We start from the raw sequence: 14,896 nt of genomic DNA on the forward strand, positions 1-14,896 counted from the left end.
CTTCATTCATTGTTTGTATCCGAAGATACGTTTTTTGCCTCATCGTTCAGTTTTCAAAGTTCGTCGTGTCGTTTTCAGCGACTTTAATATCTTACCAAGTCACCGACACGATTGTCAATAACTTTTCTGATATTTTTTTCGGTGTGTCACAACCATTTGCGGCACAAGAAGTAATATACCATGGGGTTTTTATTTGTACAAGTGTTTTATTAGAAAAACATTCAAAAAATTATTATTCCCGTTTCGACATCAGAATATGCTTACTTTTACTTTGAAATGTTCCGTATTAACAAAGAAGAAAACCCCCCACTTTCTTCTATAAAGAAGCGGAGAGTCCGATTTTGGTTAGTTTTGTTGGTGACGCATTGTCGGGAAGAGCAAGACATCACGAATCGAAGGAGCGTTTGTCAACAACATGACGAGTCGATCGATCCCGATACCAAGTCCTCCTGTTGGTGGCATACCGTACTCAAGGGCTTCAATGAAGTCATTATCCATTTCATGCGCTTCGTCGTTCCCGGCTTCTTTTTCAACAAGCTGTGCTTCAAAACGTTCACGTTGATCGATTGGATCATTCAATTCCGTAAAGGCATTGGCATGTTCCCGACGAACGATGAACAATTCGAAACGATCCGTGAAACGAGGGTCTTCCGGATTTTTCTTCGCAAGTGGTGAAATTTCAACCGGATGACCGTAGACGAATGTCGGCTGAACCAATGATTCTTCAATTTTCTGTTCGAAGAATTCATTAAGGATGTGTCCTGTCGTCATATGGGCTTGGACTTCCACACCATGCTCGTGTGCGAGTTCATGGGCACGCTCTTTTGAAATCTCTTCAAAGAAATCAACACCTGTGGCTTCTTTGACAAGATCCGCCATATGGGCACGTTTCCATCCGACAGACAAGTCGATTACATCTTCACCGTAAGTCACTTGTGTTGTTCCAAGGACTTCTTGAGCAACATGGGCAATCAGGTTTTCCGTCAAATTCATGATGTCGTTGTAATCCGCGTAGGCTTCATATAACTCAATCATCGTAAACTCAGGGTTATGGCGTGTCGAGATTCCTTCATTCCGGAAGACGCGACCGATTTCATAGACTTTTTCAAGTCCGCCGACAATCAAACGCTTGAGATGCAACTCAATCGCAATCCGCATGTATAGTGTCATATCAAGTGCATTGTGATGCGTAATGAACGGACGAGCTGACGCACCACCCGCAATCGTATGCAACATCGGTGTTTCAACTTCCAAGTATCCGAGGCTGTCGAGATACTGACGAATCCCGCGAATGACTTTACTGCGTGCGATGAACGTCTCACGCGATTCTGTATTCGTGATTAAATCGAGGTAACGCTGACGATAACGCTGTTCAACATCTTTTAGTCCGTGATATTTATCCGGAAGCGGACGTAGTGCTTTTGTCAGTAACGTAAACGACGTGACGTGAACCGATAGTTCGCCGACATTCGTTTTGAACACGTATCCGCTGATTCCAACGATGTCACCTAAATCACATGTTTTATAGATTTCGTACGCTTCTTCGCCAACATCGTCCTTACGTACATACAATTGGATTTGACCGTTTACGTCCTGGACGTTCGTAAAACCGACTTTCCCTTTACGGCGTGTCGTCATGACGCGACCCGCGATCGAGACGTCCGGCTTCAGTTCTGCCAATTCTTCTTTTTCGTGTTCGCCGTAAGCGGCACGAATACTTGTCGTATCTGTCGTACGTTCAAAACGGGCACCAAACGGATCGAGTCCTTGTTCACGCATGGCGTTCATCTTACCGAGACGCACCTGCATTTGATCGTTCATTTCCATGTCCTGACTCACTGTCTTCACTCCTTTTATAATGGTTCACGATGGTTTTTACTTCTTCGATGAAAAAGCTGCCGGTATGACCGACAGCTCTTAGCAAAACCGATTCGCTCATCTTCAATGGCATTAGCGTACCATAAAACGGGTTAGCCCGACTATACTTTACCTGTTACACATGTACTGCATTCGTTTCCAATGTTTCGACATACGCATGCAGCAACTTTTGCAGTCCGGCATGGGTCTCTGTATCGAATAATGCTTTACGAACATGCCCGTTGCCGCTTAACCCTTTTAAGTACCAGGCGACATGGGTTCTCATTTCCCGCACCGCAAGCGCCTCCCCTTTTAGTGCGACAAGGCGTTCCGCATGCAGGAGACAAATATCAATCTTCTCACGTGGTGTCGGCTCCGCCGGTAACGTTCCGGATTCAAGATACTGGATCGTCTGATACAGCATCCACGGATTCCCGAGTGCAGCCCGACCGATCATGACACCGTCTACTCCGATCTCATCAATCATCCGTTTCGCATCTTGCGGAGTTTGAACATCACCATTTCCGATGATTGGAATCTTGACGGCCCGCTTCGCTTCACCGATGATATTCCAGTCGGCGACACCTTCATATTTTTGTGAACGGGTCCGGCCATGGATCGCGACCGCTTTCGCCCCTCCGGCTTCCGCAGCCCGGACATTGTCGACACAATAAATATGATGGCTGTCCCATCCCGTCCGCATCTTAACCGTGACAGGTTTATCAACCGCTTGGGAGACGGCATGAACCATCTCGTAGACTTTATCCGGATCAAGCAGCCACTTGGCACCAGCGTCACACTTCGTCACTTTTGGTACAGGACATCCCATGTTGATGTCAATGATGTCCGCATTCGTATTGGCATCGACATACTGAGCCGCTTGGACCAACGTTTCCTTCGATCCGCCGTAAATCTGTAAACTGAGCGGTTTTTCCCGATCGTCCACGTATAACATCTGCATCGTCCGTTCATTTTCATAAAGGATTCCTTTATCACTGACCATTTCTGCACAGACGAGGCCTGCCCCGAATTCTTTTGCGATCAAACGAAACGCAGGATTACAGACACCTGCCATCGGTGCTAAAATGACACGGTTATTCAATTCGACTTCTCCAATTTTAAATCCTGTCATTCTTTTTTTCCCTTCTTCCTTCAATCGATCCCGACTCAATCCGTCTGACATCTGTTCGTTCTGTTTCCGGTAAATCCTGATAGAGTTCAGCAACCGTCCGATTTAAACCGGGAACAATATAAGAGGATACGAGTTCGTCCAGCGGAGCCAATACGAATGCCCGATCCTGCATACGTGGATGCGGTACTGTCAGTCCATCCATATGAATCATCTCACTGTTATATAAAAGAATATCGAGATCTAGTGTCCGCGGCCCATTTTTAAACAGACGTTTTCTTCCTTCCTGCTGTTCAATCTGTTGGAGAACGTCCAACAGTTGTTCCGCCGGCAAATCTGTCTCCAGTTCAATCACCATATTATAAAACAGATCTTGATCAGTATAGCCGACAGGAGCCGTCTCATAAACGGATGAAGGACGGATTGCCTGTGTCGTCGGAAGATGACGCAGAGCGTCAATCGCAGCTGCCAAATGTCCCGCTTTATCACCGATATTCGATCCCAGTGCGACGTAGGCACGATTCATGCATAATCGCCCCGCTTCCGGTGGATTTCAACGGCAACATGTTCATAATGTCCCGCAATCGGCGGATCCGGTTTAATGACCTTGATCGTCGTCTCAAGAATTCGGGAATCGAGTAACAGCACCTGCTCTGCAATCCGGTCTGCGAGCGCTTCGACGAGTTGCAACGGCTTCCCCTCGACGACCTGCTTCGTGACTTCGTACAACTCCGCATAATTGACACTTTCGCGTAAATCATCCATCTTACCGGCAATTGATAAATCAAGACCAATCGTCAGGTCGACGTTAAAGCGTTGACCCAACTTCGTTTCTTCTGCAAACACACCATGGTATCCGTAAAAACGCATACCGGTCACCTGTATCCGATCCATCATCATTCTCCTCCCGGTAATTCCGCAGCCAACATCGTATCCATCATAACGGCTGCCCGTTTGACCGCCTGCACATCATGCACCCGCATCCATTCACATCCTTGTTGAATACCGTAGCAGACTGTCGCAATCGTCCCTTCGACACGCTGATCCGCTGGCAAGCCAAGCGTCAGACCAATCATTGACTTCCGGGATGTCCCAAGCAGGACCGGATAACCAAAGTCCGTAGTAATCGACAGATGACGCATTAAAAATAGGTTTTCTTGATGCGTCTTCATGAAGCCGATCCCGGGATCCAACCAGATGTGGTTTTCTGACACTCCGGCTTGTTTCGCCAATCGAATCGAATCTTCCAAATCGGCCCGTACTTCAGCCAGCATATCCGGTCCATGAGGTTCTAAGCGGTTGTGCATTAAAATAATCGGGACGTCATGCCGGGCTGCCACCTCGACCATCGAGCCGTCCCCCCACTTCGATCCCCAAACGTCGTTGATGATGTCTGCCCCGGCACGAACAGCGGCTTCGGCGACTTCCGGTTTATACGTATCAATCGACACCAATATATCCAGTTCACGTTTCAAGCGTCGAATAACCGGGACGACACGGTCGATTTCGTCTTCAGCCGAGACAAATGAAGCGCCCGGTCTCGTCGATTCACCGCCGACATCAATCGCGTCCGCTCCATCCGCGACGAGTTGTTTCGCATGCCGGACTGCTTGTTCGATATCCACATAGTTTCCACCATCAGAAAAGGAATCCGGTGTCACGTTGAGAATCCCCATGATTTTAGTCATCCTTTTTCCCTCCTTGACCACTTCGACTGGACGGCATCATCAAACAATCTCCGGACTGCTTGATATCCGTGTCCTTCGAGACCCGGGAATATTCGACCATCCAAGGAAGAGACCGCGACCGCTTCTTGAACCGAGTTCGTATAAAGAATTTCATCCGCTTCCGTCAATTGCGGCAACAATGCCAGTCGTTCCTCGACAGGCAACTCTTCCATCAGGAATTGACGGGTGATACCATTGAGGGCACCTGTCTCAAGTGGTGGCGTATACCATCTTTCTCCGTAACGCCAAAAGATATTGGACGTGATGCCTTCACAGATGAAACCGTCTTTTGTCAAAAAGAGGCCTTCCGCCTCTTGATTAAACAACTGACGTTTGGCGACCAGATTGTTCATGTAGTGATGTGATTTCAACCGATAACTTGTTTCCGGTGTACTCCGGGGCAAACGAACGGTTTCAAGCGCCCGTTCCGCCATCTGTCTGGAACCGATCGATTTCGCATACAACAGAACGGTCGGCTGCTCATACGGTTCAATCGAAAGACCGATTTCACGGGCACCGGCAGAGACGTTTAAGCGGAAGTACAGATCTCCCGTTCCATGCACACGACACAACGCTTCAACAGCCGCCAATAGTTCATCACGTCTGTAAGGTAATTTGATACCGATTGCCGCGCAACTCATCTGGAGACGCTCGATGTGATCATCAAAGAGAAACGGGTGACCCGCGTACGTCCGAAATGTCTCGAAGACCCCAATCCCGTACAAATACCCATGATCGAGCGGCGAGATGCGTACGTCTTCTTCTTGTTTTATCTGTCCATCATGCCAAAGATACATAGTGTGTCAACTCCAAAAAGTTTTTTAACATCTGTTTCCCGTCACGTGTCAAAATCGCTTCCGGATGGAACTGGACGCCGACGATCGGCAACTCCTTATGACGAAGGGCCATGATTTCTCCGTCTGCTTCTGCCGTCATCGTCAAGGCGTCCGGGAAACTTTCGCGTTCGACGACAAGCGAATGATAGCGCGTCACCGGTGTCTCCTGTTCAATTCCGGCAAACATGCCGGAACCGTCATGGGTAAGCAAAGACACTTTCCCGTGCATCAATGTCTTTGCCCGGACCACCTTTCCACCAAACACTTGACCGATTGCCTGATGCCCAAGGCAGACACCGAGGATCGGCAGACGACCGGCAAAGTAGCGGATGGCTTCCAAACTGATTCCGGCTTCGTTCGGAGTGCATGGTCCTGGGGAAATAACCAAATGATCCGGAGCGAGTGCTTCAATTTCTTCAATCGTAATTGCGTCATTTCGAAAAACACGGATCTCTTGTCCAAGCTCTCCAAAGTACTGTACTAAGTTATACGTAAATGAATCATAATTATCGATCAGTACAATCATGTCGTTCCCTCCGCTAATTCTTTGGCGACCCAAAGCGCCTTCGCCTTACTGAGTGATTCTTCATATTCGCTTTCCGAGTCGGAATCTGTCACGATTCCGGCTCCCGCCTGAATATACGCCATCCCGTCTTTTGCGACAAGCGTCCGAATCAAGATGTTGAAAATCGCATCATCCGCCCAGCTGATAAAACCGAGTGAGCCGGTATAAATTCCCCGGCGGACCGGTTCAAGCTCTTCAATGATTTCCATCGTCCGGATTTTAGGCGCTCCCGTGATCGTCCCGCCTGGAAACATCGCAGCAAGGACACTGCTTCCGGTTTCACCTTCCGCAATCTCTCCCCGGACGTTTGAGACGATATGCTGGACGTGGGAATATTTTTCGATGACCATCAGTTCGTCAACATGGACGGAACCGTACTGGCTGACGCGCCCTAAATCGTTCCGCTCGAGATCGACGAGCATCACGTGTTCCGCCCGTTCCTTCTCGTTGTCGAGTAACGTTTTGGCTAGTGCAAAATCTTCTACCTCGTCTTTCCCGCGCGGCCGGGTTCCGGCAATCGGGCGGGTCGCGAGCGATGAACCGATCTTTTCGACCAATAATTCCGGAGACGCTGAAACGAGTACCAACTCTTCGTCCGCAAAGTAACCCATGTAGGGCGACGGATTGACCATTCGTAACACATCATAGATATGCGCCGGTGTCGTCCGCAATGGTTCCTGCTGACGGACAGCAAGGTTCACCTGAAAGACATCGCCCGCTTCGATGTAACGTTTGATCCGGTCTGCTGCCTCTATAAAAGCGGACCGTTCAAACGAACGTCCACGGTCTAGCTGATTTTCGTACGGTGCCGCGAACACCGGGACCGGACACGGCTGACGCCATGACACGACTTCCGTTGCCAAAGCAAGTGTTGCTTCCGCTTCCGTATCCCGTGTGACGGCTACAAATAACCGTTCCGCCTGATGATCGAAAACGGCGACCTCATCATACCAGTAAAGAGAGAGATCGGCTGTTGTCAAATCATCCTCCGCCTGTTCCGGCAACCGTTCGAGATAGCGGACGGCATCGTAACTGACATATCCGGCCAATCCTCCGAAAAACGGCGGCATTCCTGCCGGACGAGCCGATGCATAACGAGCGCGTATTTCTTCCAACAGTATAAACGGCGCCTCTGTTCGTTGCTTTTGCTCCCCGGCTTCTTGAATCGTTGTCACTCCGTTTTTCGTACGGATATGTCCGACAGGTCGGACTCCCGCCATCGTATAAGATCCGATACGGCCACTTTCGAGCCAGACATGTCCTGTCTGTCCTGCCGTCAATTCCACATACCGGTTATAAAATTGTTCCTTTGTCCATGTAAATGATTCGTATACTGTCTGTCGCACGAGCGTTCCCCCACTTCCGAACTATTCTGCTCTCATTATACGCAAAAAATCGGACAGGCGGAGGACTCAAACATAAGTCGCTTGCCCCGCCCAAATAAAAAGAGGTCCATTCCTTTACATCGGAATGTACCTCTCGGTTAAAAAAATTACAGTTTTGAACTGTCCGCCTCTTCTTCCACTTGATACAGTGGTGTGCTGAGGTAACGTTCTCCGTTCGACGGGATGATGGCGAGAACCGTTTTCCCTTTGCCTAGACGCTTCGCTGTTTTTAAGGCAGCCGCAATCGCAGCTCCGGAAGAAATACCACCAAGAACGCCGTTCGACTTCGCTGCACGACGGGCATGATCAAACGCTTCTTCCGTCGTCACCTGCTCGACACTGTCATAAATCTGAGTATCCAGAATCGACGGAACGAATCCGGCTCCGATTCCCTGCAATTTATGGGGACCCGGTTTTCCGCCTGAAAGAACAGGAGAATCCGTCGGTTCGACAGCAATGATTTCGATACCCGGGAATGCCTGCCGTAAAACTTTCCCGGCTCCTGTGATCGTACCGCCCGTTCCGATTCCGGCGATGAAAGCATCGAGCGTCAATCCTTCGAACGCTTCAACGATTTCCGGTCCGGTCGTCTTCTCGTGAACAACAGGATTCGATTCATTGTTGAATTGTTGCGGCATGAAATAACCATGCTCTTCCGCCTCTGCCGTTGCCCGAGCAATCGCACCCTTCATTCCTTCTGGACCAGGTGTTAAAATCAACTCCGCACCGTACGCACGAAGAAGAGTTCGACGTTCCATGCTCATCGTTTCCGGCATGACGAGAATCGAACGGTATCCTTTAGCAGCAGCGACCATTGCCAGTCCGATTCCCGTGTTGCCACTTGTCGGTTCAATGATCGTATCGCCTGCTTTTAAGTGACCCGCTGACTCTGCTGATTCGATCATCGCTAGAGCGATCCGGTCTTTGACGCTTGACCCCGGATTCATATATTCCAATTTCAGGTACACGTCCGCATCTTCCGGTCCTGTTAAATGATTTAATTTAACAATCGGCGTGCGGCCGACTAAATCTAATACTGAATTCGCAATGCGCATGACCATTCCTCCTCATAATGAAAAGCTTTAATTCCAAGTAATCCGATAGATCAATTATCCACGGACTGGATGAAAATTGTCAATCAAAGCGCTTTACTGTCGGCTTCGATCCGTTTTCCGACTGTTTTTCGACTGCTTCCTGAATCAGACGGTCGAGGGTTTCTTTTTCATGCCCCTTACGCATCTCTTGATACAGGTCGGCACGCGTAATCTCTTCATCTCCGACCGACGCAACGACATCCTCAAGCGGTCCGCCGATACTGTCCTGGACAATCTTCGGTGAATCGACTTTCGGCAATTCGCCCATGAATGCATACGCACCCGTCATAAAATTCGTCAGCAACAAAATGAAAATCAACATCCACAAGTACTTAGAGTTTACAGTTCCCATTTTCAGACCCTCTTATGCTCTTTCGAGTGATTTTTCGCGAAGTGATTGTAATTCTTCGACATCGTATTGGTAATGTTCCGAACAGAAGTGGCAAACGGCTTCCGCGCCACCATCTTCGTCAATCATCGCTTGAATCTCATCAGGTCCTAGTGCGACGATTGCAGTTGCTAACTTTTCACGTTCGCACGTACAGTTGAACGCAACCGGAATCGTATCCAGCACTTCAAACGTTTCACCCAGTACAAGACTCAACATCTCTTCCGGTGTTTTTTCTTCACCGACAAGAATCGAGATCGGTTTTAACGCCGCAACACGTTGTTCAAGTGCCGCAATCGTTTCTTCCGATGCACCCGGCATCAATTGAACAATCAAGCCGCCCGCTGCGATGACCGACTCATCTTCCGGATAAACAAGAACACCTGCTCCAACGACAGACGGACTTTGCTCCGACACGGCGAAGTAATACGTAAAGTCTTCACTGATTTCACCTGTCTGAATCGGAGACTGACCACCGACGAAATCACGTAGACCTAAATCTTTGATGACGGAAATATTTCCGCGGCCGACCGCATCGCCAACCTTTAATTTTGTCAAACCATCACTGTTGACGTACGTATCCATCTCGACACGCGGGTGGCTGACATATCCCCGCACTTGTCCTTTTGCATCGGCATCGACGATAATTTTTCCGATTGGACCATCACCTTCGACTTTTAATGTGACACGGGTATCGCCTTTTTGCATCGTTCCCATCATGGCACCGATCGTCAATGTCCGACCGAGTGCTGCCGTGACGACCGGTGTCGTCTGATGACGGAGTTGTGCTTCGTACACCGTTTTTGTTGAACGGATTGCAAAGGCACGGACTTCTCCGTTAAACCCTAATGCTCTTACCAAATAATCATCTTTTAATTGTGCTAATAATTCTTCACGTTTCATTCGTTTTCCCTCACTTATTTCGTTCGTAGATAATCCGCAACCCGTCAAGCGTCAAAAATGGATCGACGATTTTAATCGTTGCAGATTCCTCACTGATTAGTCGGGCGAGTCCACCTGTCGCAATGACAGTTGCCTCTCCCATTTCTTCTTTCATCCGATGGACGAGTCCATCGACTTGCGCGACGTAGCCGAAATACGTTCCGGACTGCATCGCATGTACGGTATTGCGGCCAATCGTTGACTGCGGTTTGGCAATTTCAATCCGCGGTAATTTAGCCGCCTTATTATAAAGTGCTTCTGTCGACACCATGACACCCGGTGAAATGATTCCACCGTAATAGCGTTTTTTTGCATCGATATAACAATAGGTCGTTGCCGTTCCAAAATCAACGATGATCAAAGGACCATCATATTTGACCGTCGCTGCGACGGCATTGACGATCCGGTCGGCTCCCACTTCTCTTGGATTGTCGACTTTCAGGTCAAGTCCTGTCTTGATTCCAGGCCCGATTACGAATGGGCGCCGGTTGAAATAACGGACGCACATGTTTTCAAGCGGAAACACGACAGGGGGTACGACAGATGATAACACGATTCCCTCAATATCTTCCACGTTTAACTCTGCATCTCGAAACAGGGCTTTCACCAACATCCCATATTCATCGGTCGTCCGCGTCCGGTCCGTCGCAATCCGCCAATGCTCGACAAGTGTTTGTTCGTCATATACTCCAAGTACGATATTCGTATTTCCTACATCGATTACTAAAATCATCTGATTCCCCACTTTTCTCTGACGATAACTGATTCTATACGTTGTGATTATACCACGCAGTTTAGGCATCACCTATCGAAGTGCGCACTGCGGCTTGGTACTTCCATAAAAAAAGGTCAGCACCCCGGTTGGGAATGCTGACCTCTCGCTCGAACGAATCATCCGTCTTATTCCTATCGTCACCCCGGTCGATTAGACCGGGAAGATAGAAAATCAGATTTGATCATCCCGACGTGGTTGATCTGGTTTTTCCGTATCGACATTTTGTCCTTCGTCGATGACAGAGCCGCGTTGCGTTGGAGATTCTGTCGGTTGATCGATGACAGGTGTCGTCGATTCCGGCGTTTTCTCGTCTGCTTTCGGTTCTGTAATGGCCGCAGGCTCATGTTTTTTATATTCGCCTGTCTCTAAGAGATGGTGAATTTGTTTTTGATCCAGTGTTTCGACTTCAAGTAACGTCGTCGCAATCAAATCAAGCTGATCGCGTTTCTCCGTCAAGATCGCCTTCGCCTTTTGGTAACAACGGTTGATGATCGCTTGAATTTCCATGTCGATTTCATGGGCAATCGCATCTGAATAGTTCTGTTCGTTTTGGAAGTCACGTCCTAAGAAGACATTTCCACCTTGACCGGAACCAAACTGAAGCGGTCCGAGTTTTTCACTCATCCCAAACTCCATGACCATCTTACGGGCAAGTCCTGTCGCACGTTGGAAGTCATTGCTTGCGCCAGTGGAAGCTTCACCAAAGACGACATCTTCCGCGACACGACCACCAAGTAATCCGGTGATCTTGTCTTCAAGTTCTGGTTTCGTCATGAAGTAACGATCCTCTTTTGGAAGCATGATGACGTAACCGCCTGCATTACCACGAGGAACGATCGTTACCTTATGCACTTCATCCGCATCATCGAGTGTGACACCGATGATGGTATGACCCGCTTCGTGCCATGCCACAATTTTTTTCTCTTTCGGTGAAATGATCCGACTCTTCTTCGCAGGACCTGCGATGACGCGGTCGATCGCTTCTTCCAAATCAACGATTGAAATCTTATCACGGTCTGTACGGGCTGCGATAAGTGCCGCTTCGTTCAACAGGTTTTCAAGATCTGCACCTGAGAAACCTGGTGTACGTTGCGCGATGGCTTTCAAATCAACTGTCGTATCGAGTGGCTTGTTGCGTGCGTGTACTTTAAGAACTGCTTCACGTCCGACGACATCTGGACGCTCAACCGTGATTTGACGGTCAAAACGACCTGGACGGAGTAAAGCGGGGTCCAAAATGTCCGCACGGTTAGTAGCTGCGATCATGATGATGCCTTCGTTTTCACTGAATCCATCCATCTCAACAAGAAGTTGGTTCAATGTTTGTTCGCGCTCATCATGTCCGCCGCCAAGACCGGCACCACGTTGGCGACCAACGGCATCGATTTCATCGATGAAGATGATACATGGTGCATTTTTCTTCGCGTTTTCAAACAAGTCACGGACACGTGATGCCCCGACCCCGACAAACATCTCAACGAAGTCAGAACCTGAAATCGAGAAGAACGGGACGCCGGCTTCGCCAGCTGCTGCACGGGCAAGCAATGTTTTACCTGTACCTGGAGGACCTACAAGGAGGACACCTTTAGGAATACGGGCACCTAGACGGGCAAACTTGCGTGGATCTTTCAAGAATTCAACAACCTCAACGAGTTCTTGTTTCTCCTCATCCGCTCCTGCCACGTCGTCAAACGTAATCTTTTTCTTTTCTGTATCATACAGGCGCGCCTTCGATTTACCGAAGTTCATGACACGGCCACCGCCGCCGCCACCTTGTGCTTGATTAATCAGGAAGAAGAATAGGATGAAGATGATGATGAATGGCACGATTGTCGTCAACAGGGCAATCCAACCACCGTTTGTTTCTGCCGCCTTAAATTCCATCTTGACGTTTTGGCTACGCAATTGCGTATACAAATCCGTCAGTTCTGTATCAACAGCCGGTACGACCGTTTCATATGTCGTATCTTTTTCACGTAATTCACCTGTGACATTGTACGTCTGTCCCTCATACTGGAACGTCGCCGTCTTCACATCACCTTTTTCAACAGACTCGACAAACTGTGTGTAATTGATTTCTTTGCTTTTGTTCACTGGACTCTGCAAGTATTGCAGAAACAAGATCAAAGCTAGAAAAATGACCCCAAACACAAGGGTATTCTTCACTGCTCGGTTCATCGTAGGCCTCCTCTCCGCATCAACTGATTGATTTTCTTCAATCGATACGAATCCTAACGCGGCAAAGCGCGCTTTGTAATTGGTTTTATCTTATCATGTGACAGTCAAGATTAAAAATAATTAGCCGCCGTAGACTGCTGGTTTCAAGACACCAACATAAGGAAGGTTACGATATTTTTCTTCATAGTCAAGACCATAACCAACAACGAACTCATGTGGAATGACAAAACCGCTGTAATCCGCATGTAAATCGTTTTTACGACCACTTGGCTTATCCAGCAATGTTACGATTTTTACCGACTTCGCTTTCCGGTATTTAAACAGGTCCACGAGGTAGCCTAATGTTAATCCGCTGTCGATGATATCTTCGACAATCAGGATGTCACGACCTTCTACGGATGTGTTTAAATCCTTCTCAATCTTCACTTCACCTGTCGATGTCGTACCGCCGTGATACGTCGAGACATCCATGAAGTCCATTTCAAGATGCATGTCCATCTTTTTGACGAGATCTGACATGAACGGCATTGCGCCTTTCAGGACACAAACGAGGAGCGGGAAACGATCTCCGTAATCCGCTGTCAGTTCACCCGCGAGTTCACCGACTTTATGTTGGATCTCTTCTTCTGAAATCAGTACTTTTTCCATATCATTCATTAAGGTCATACTAGGTATTCCTCCTCCATTTTAAACACTACATTACCATTCTATCATTAAACACGATTCTGCGAGGAGTTCAAATGACCCGAATATTGCAATTCGATGTCCGATGACCGCCAGAACTTGCCCTGTCGCATCGACGACAACCGGAATTTCCGTCCGTAACCCCCGTGGAACCTTCGCATCCACAAGAATCCGGCTCACTTTTTTCGTACCGACCGCTAACCGGATCCGGTCACCGGGTAAGGGCTGTCGAATCGTCAGTGGAAAACGGATGGCTGAAAATGGAATACCGGTCGCCGAACGTGAGAACACAATCGTTTGTTCACCATAATGATAAGTGCCCAAATCAATTCCCACTTCCAATGCTTCCGGGAGCAGGTGCTTTCTCGGACAACGGACACATGTCACGTAGCCATATGTACGCTGTATCCTCCAGTTTCCATAATACACTTCGCCGGACGGCATATCTACTCGTAACAATGCCAAAAATTGATTGTATTCCTCGGAAGTAAAGTCACGGTCCGGTAATAAGGCACGCAGGACAAGCCGCTTGAAGTCTGAAGGGAGTGTTTGAATCGCTTCAAGAGGAAGCCCGCGGTCCGTCATCCGTTCTTTGACAAAGGACGTGACGTACGTGAAATGTTCCTGTTTTTGTTCATGACGAGATATCGCCGCCTGAACCGTTGCTTCTTCATAACCCGGGCGAAGTTCCGCAAGCAATGGCAGGATCCGGTGCCGCATCTGATTCCGGAGATATTTCGTTCCGGCATTCGTCTCGTCTTCATACCATGTCACGTAATGGTTTCTTGCATAGTAATACAGTTGTTGTTTGGAGTACGTCAACAACGGACGATGAATCTGTCCCGTCGCAAAAGAACGGATCCGGGGAATGCCGTCGACGCCTGCTTCCCCTCGGATCAACTGGATCAACAACGTCTCCAATTGATCGTCCCGGTGGTGTGCGAGCACAAGATGCCGCCGTCCGGTCTCAGCCATGACGTCTTGAAAAAAGGCATAACGCCTCGCCCGGCAAGCCGCCTGGCTCGGTGTTTGATCATCCCATGCGAGTCGTGTCATCCGAACAGCCACTTGTCTCGCATCCGCCCAAGCGCGGACCGCTTCTGCTTCTTCGTCCGATTCTTCGCGCAGACCATGATGAACATGAACAATCATTAGATCATGATTCGCTTCATACAAAAGATGTGCCAGTACCATTGAATCACAGCCGCCGGAAACAGCAACCAACAACGGTTCCTTTGGAAGATTAATCTCGAATCCCATGCCTGGTCCCCCTTGATCCATAAATGACTTAAACGAAAAAAGCTACCTCTATATAATAGAGATAGCTTTTTTACAG

Annotated in this window: 15 protein-coding genes; all 15 read right to left on the reverse strand. The window is 48.5% G+C overall.

Annotated elements, in window-relative coordinates; translation table 11 throughout:
• Positions 1-345 precede the first annotated feature (345 nt).
• The 15 genes from lysS to tilS all read right to left on the reverse strand — a co-directional run bounded on the left by lysS (position 346) and on the right by tilS (position 14,820).
• Complete coding sequence (lysS, locus tag KNP93_RS15130) at positions 346-1,827, reverse strand: lysine--tRNA ligase (protein ID WP_147269823.1); 1,482 nt, start codon at positions 1,825-1,827, stop codon at positions 346-348.
• A 166-nt stretch (positions 1,828-1,993) separates the two neighbouring features.
• Positions 1,994-2,989 carry a tRNA dihydrouridine synthase DusB gene (gene dusB / locus KNP93_RS15135; protein ID WP_214855979.1) on the reverse strand — a complete coding sequence of 332 codons (996 nt, stop codon included), beginning with the start codon at positions 2,987-2,989 and terminating at the stop codon, positions 1,994-1,996.
• Positions 2,976-3,512 (reverse strand): 2-amino-4-hydroxy-6-hydroxymethyldihydropteridine diphosphokinase, encoded by a 537-nt coding sequence (folK, locus tag KNP93_RS15140; RefSeq protein WP_026826979.1) that lies wholly within the window; start codon positions 3,510-3,512, stop codon positions 2,976-2,978. Before folK ends, dusB begins: the two co-directional genes overlap by 14 nt.
• On the reverse strand, positions 3,509-3,880 hold the full coding sequence (folB, locus tag KNP93_RS15145) for a dihydroneopterin aldolase (protein WP_214856007.1): 372 nt from the start codon (positions 3,878-3,880) through the stop codon (positions 3,509-3,511). Before folB ends, folK begins: the two co-directional genes overlap by 4 nt.
• A gap of 2 nt (positions 3,881-3,882) precedes the next feature.
• Positions 3,883-4,674 (reverse strand): dihydropteroate synthase, encoded by a 792-nt coding sequence (gene folP / locus KNP93_RS15150; RefSeq protein ID WP_131504478.1) that lies wholly within the window; start codon positions 4,672-4,674, stop codon positions 3,883-3,885.
• Positions 4,671-5,510 (reverse strand): aminotransferase class IV, encoded by an 840-nt coding sequence (locus KNP93_RS15155; RefSeq protein WP_214855982.1) that lies wholly within the window; start codon positions 5,508-5,510, stop codon positions 4,671-4,673. The genes folP and KNP93_RS15155 overlap by 4 nt, the downstream gene beginning before the upstream one ends.
• Positions 5,494-6,075: an anthranilate synthase component II gene (locus KNP93_RS15160; RefSeq protein ID WP_131504480.1), complete on the reverse strand. Its 582-nt coding sequence runs from the start codon at positions 6,073-6,075 to the stop codon at positions 5,494-5,496. Before KNP93_RS15160 ends, KNP93_RS15155 begins: the two co-directional genes overlap by 17 nt.
• Positions 6,072-7,460, reverse strand: coding sequence for an anthranilate synthase component I family protein (locus tag KNP93_RS15165; RefSeq protein WP_214855985.1), 1,389 nt, complete (start codon positions 7,458-7,460; stop codon positions 6,072-6,074). The genes KNP93_RS15160 and KNP93_RS15165 overlap by 4 nt, the downstream gene beginning before the upstream one ends.
• Positions 7,461-7,606: 146 nt before the next feature.
• Positions 7,607-8,554: a cysteine synthase A gene (gene cysK, locus KNP93_RS15170; RefSeq protein WP_131973688.1), complete on the reverse strand. Its 948-nt coding sequence runs from the start codon at positions 8,552-8,554 to the stop codon at positions 7,607-7,609.
• 79 nt (positions 8,555-8,633) lie between these two features.
• Positions 8,634-8,945, reverse strand: a complete 312-nt coding sequence (locus KNP93_RS15175; protein WP_131504483.1) for a SurA N-terminal domain-containing protein — start codon at positions 8,943-8,945, stop codon at positions 8,634-8,636.
• 12 nt (positions 8,946-8,957) lie between these two features.
• Positions 8,958-9,884 (reverse strand): Hsp33 family molecular chaperone HslO, encoded by a 927-nt coding sequence (gene hslO, locus KNP93_RS15180; RefSeq protein ID WP_114597445.1) that lies wholly within the window; start codon positions 9,882-9,884, stop codon positions 8,958-8,960.
• 10 nt (positions 9,885-9,894) lie between these two features.
• The gene (locus tag KNP93_RS15185; protein ID WP_131504484.1) at positions 9,895-10,656 is read right to left on the reverse strand and encodes a type III pantothenate kinase; all 762 of its coding nucleotides are present in this window, start codon (positions 10,654-10,656) and stop codon (positions 9,895-9,897) included.
• Positions 10,657-10,869: 213 nt separating this feature from the next.
• Positions 10,870-12,876 (reverse strand): ATP-dependent zinc metalloprotease FtsH, encoded by a 2,007-nt coding sequence (gene ftsH / locus KNP93_RS15190; RefSeq protein ID WP_214855988.1) that lies wholly within the window; start codon positions 12,874-12,876, stop codon positions 10,870-10,872.
• A 120-nt stretch (positions 12,877-12,996) separates the two neighbouring features.
• On the reverse strand, positions 12,997-13,542 hold the full coding sequence (gene hpt / locus KNP93_RS15195) for a hypoxanthine phosphoribosyltransferase (RefSeq protein WP_012368964.1): 546 nt from the start codon (positions 13,540-13,542) through the stop codon (positions 12,997-12,999).
• Between the two features lie 33 nt (positions 13,543-13,575).
• Positions 13,576-14,820 carry a tRNA lysidine(34) synthetase TilS gene (gene tilS, locus KNP93_RS15200; RefSeq protein WP_214855991.1) on the reverse strand — a complete coding sequence of 415 codons (1,245 nt, stop codon included), beginning with the start codon at positions 14,818-14,820 and terminating at the stop codon, positions 13,576-13,578.
• Positions 14,821-14,896 lie beyond the last annotated feature (76 nt).

Origin of the sequence: Exiguobacterium sp. s166, assembly GCF_018618855.1 — a bacterium.
Lineage (GTDB): Bacteria > Bacillota > Bacilli > Exiguobacteriales > Exiguobacteriaceae > Exiguobacterium_A.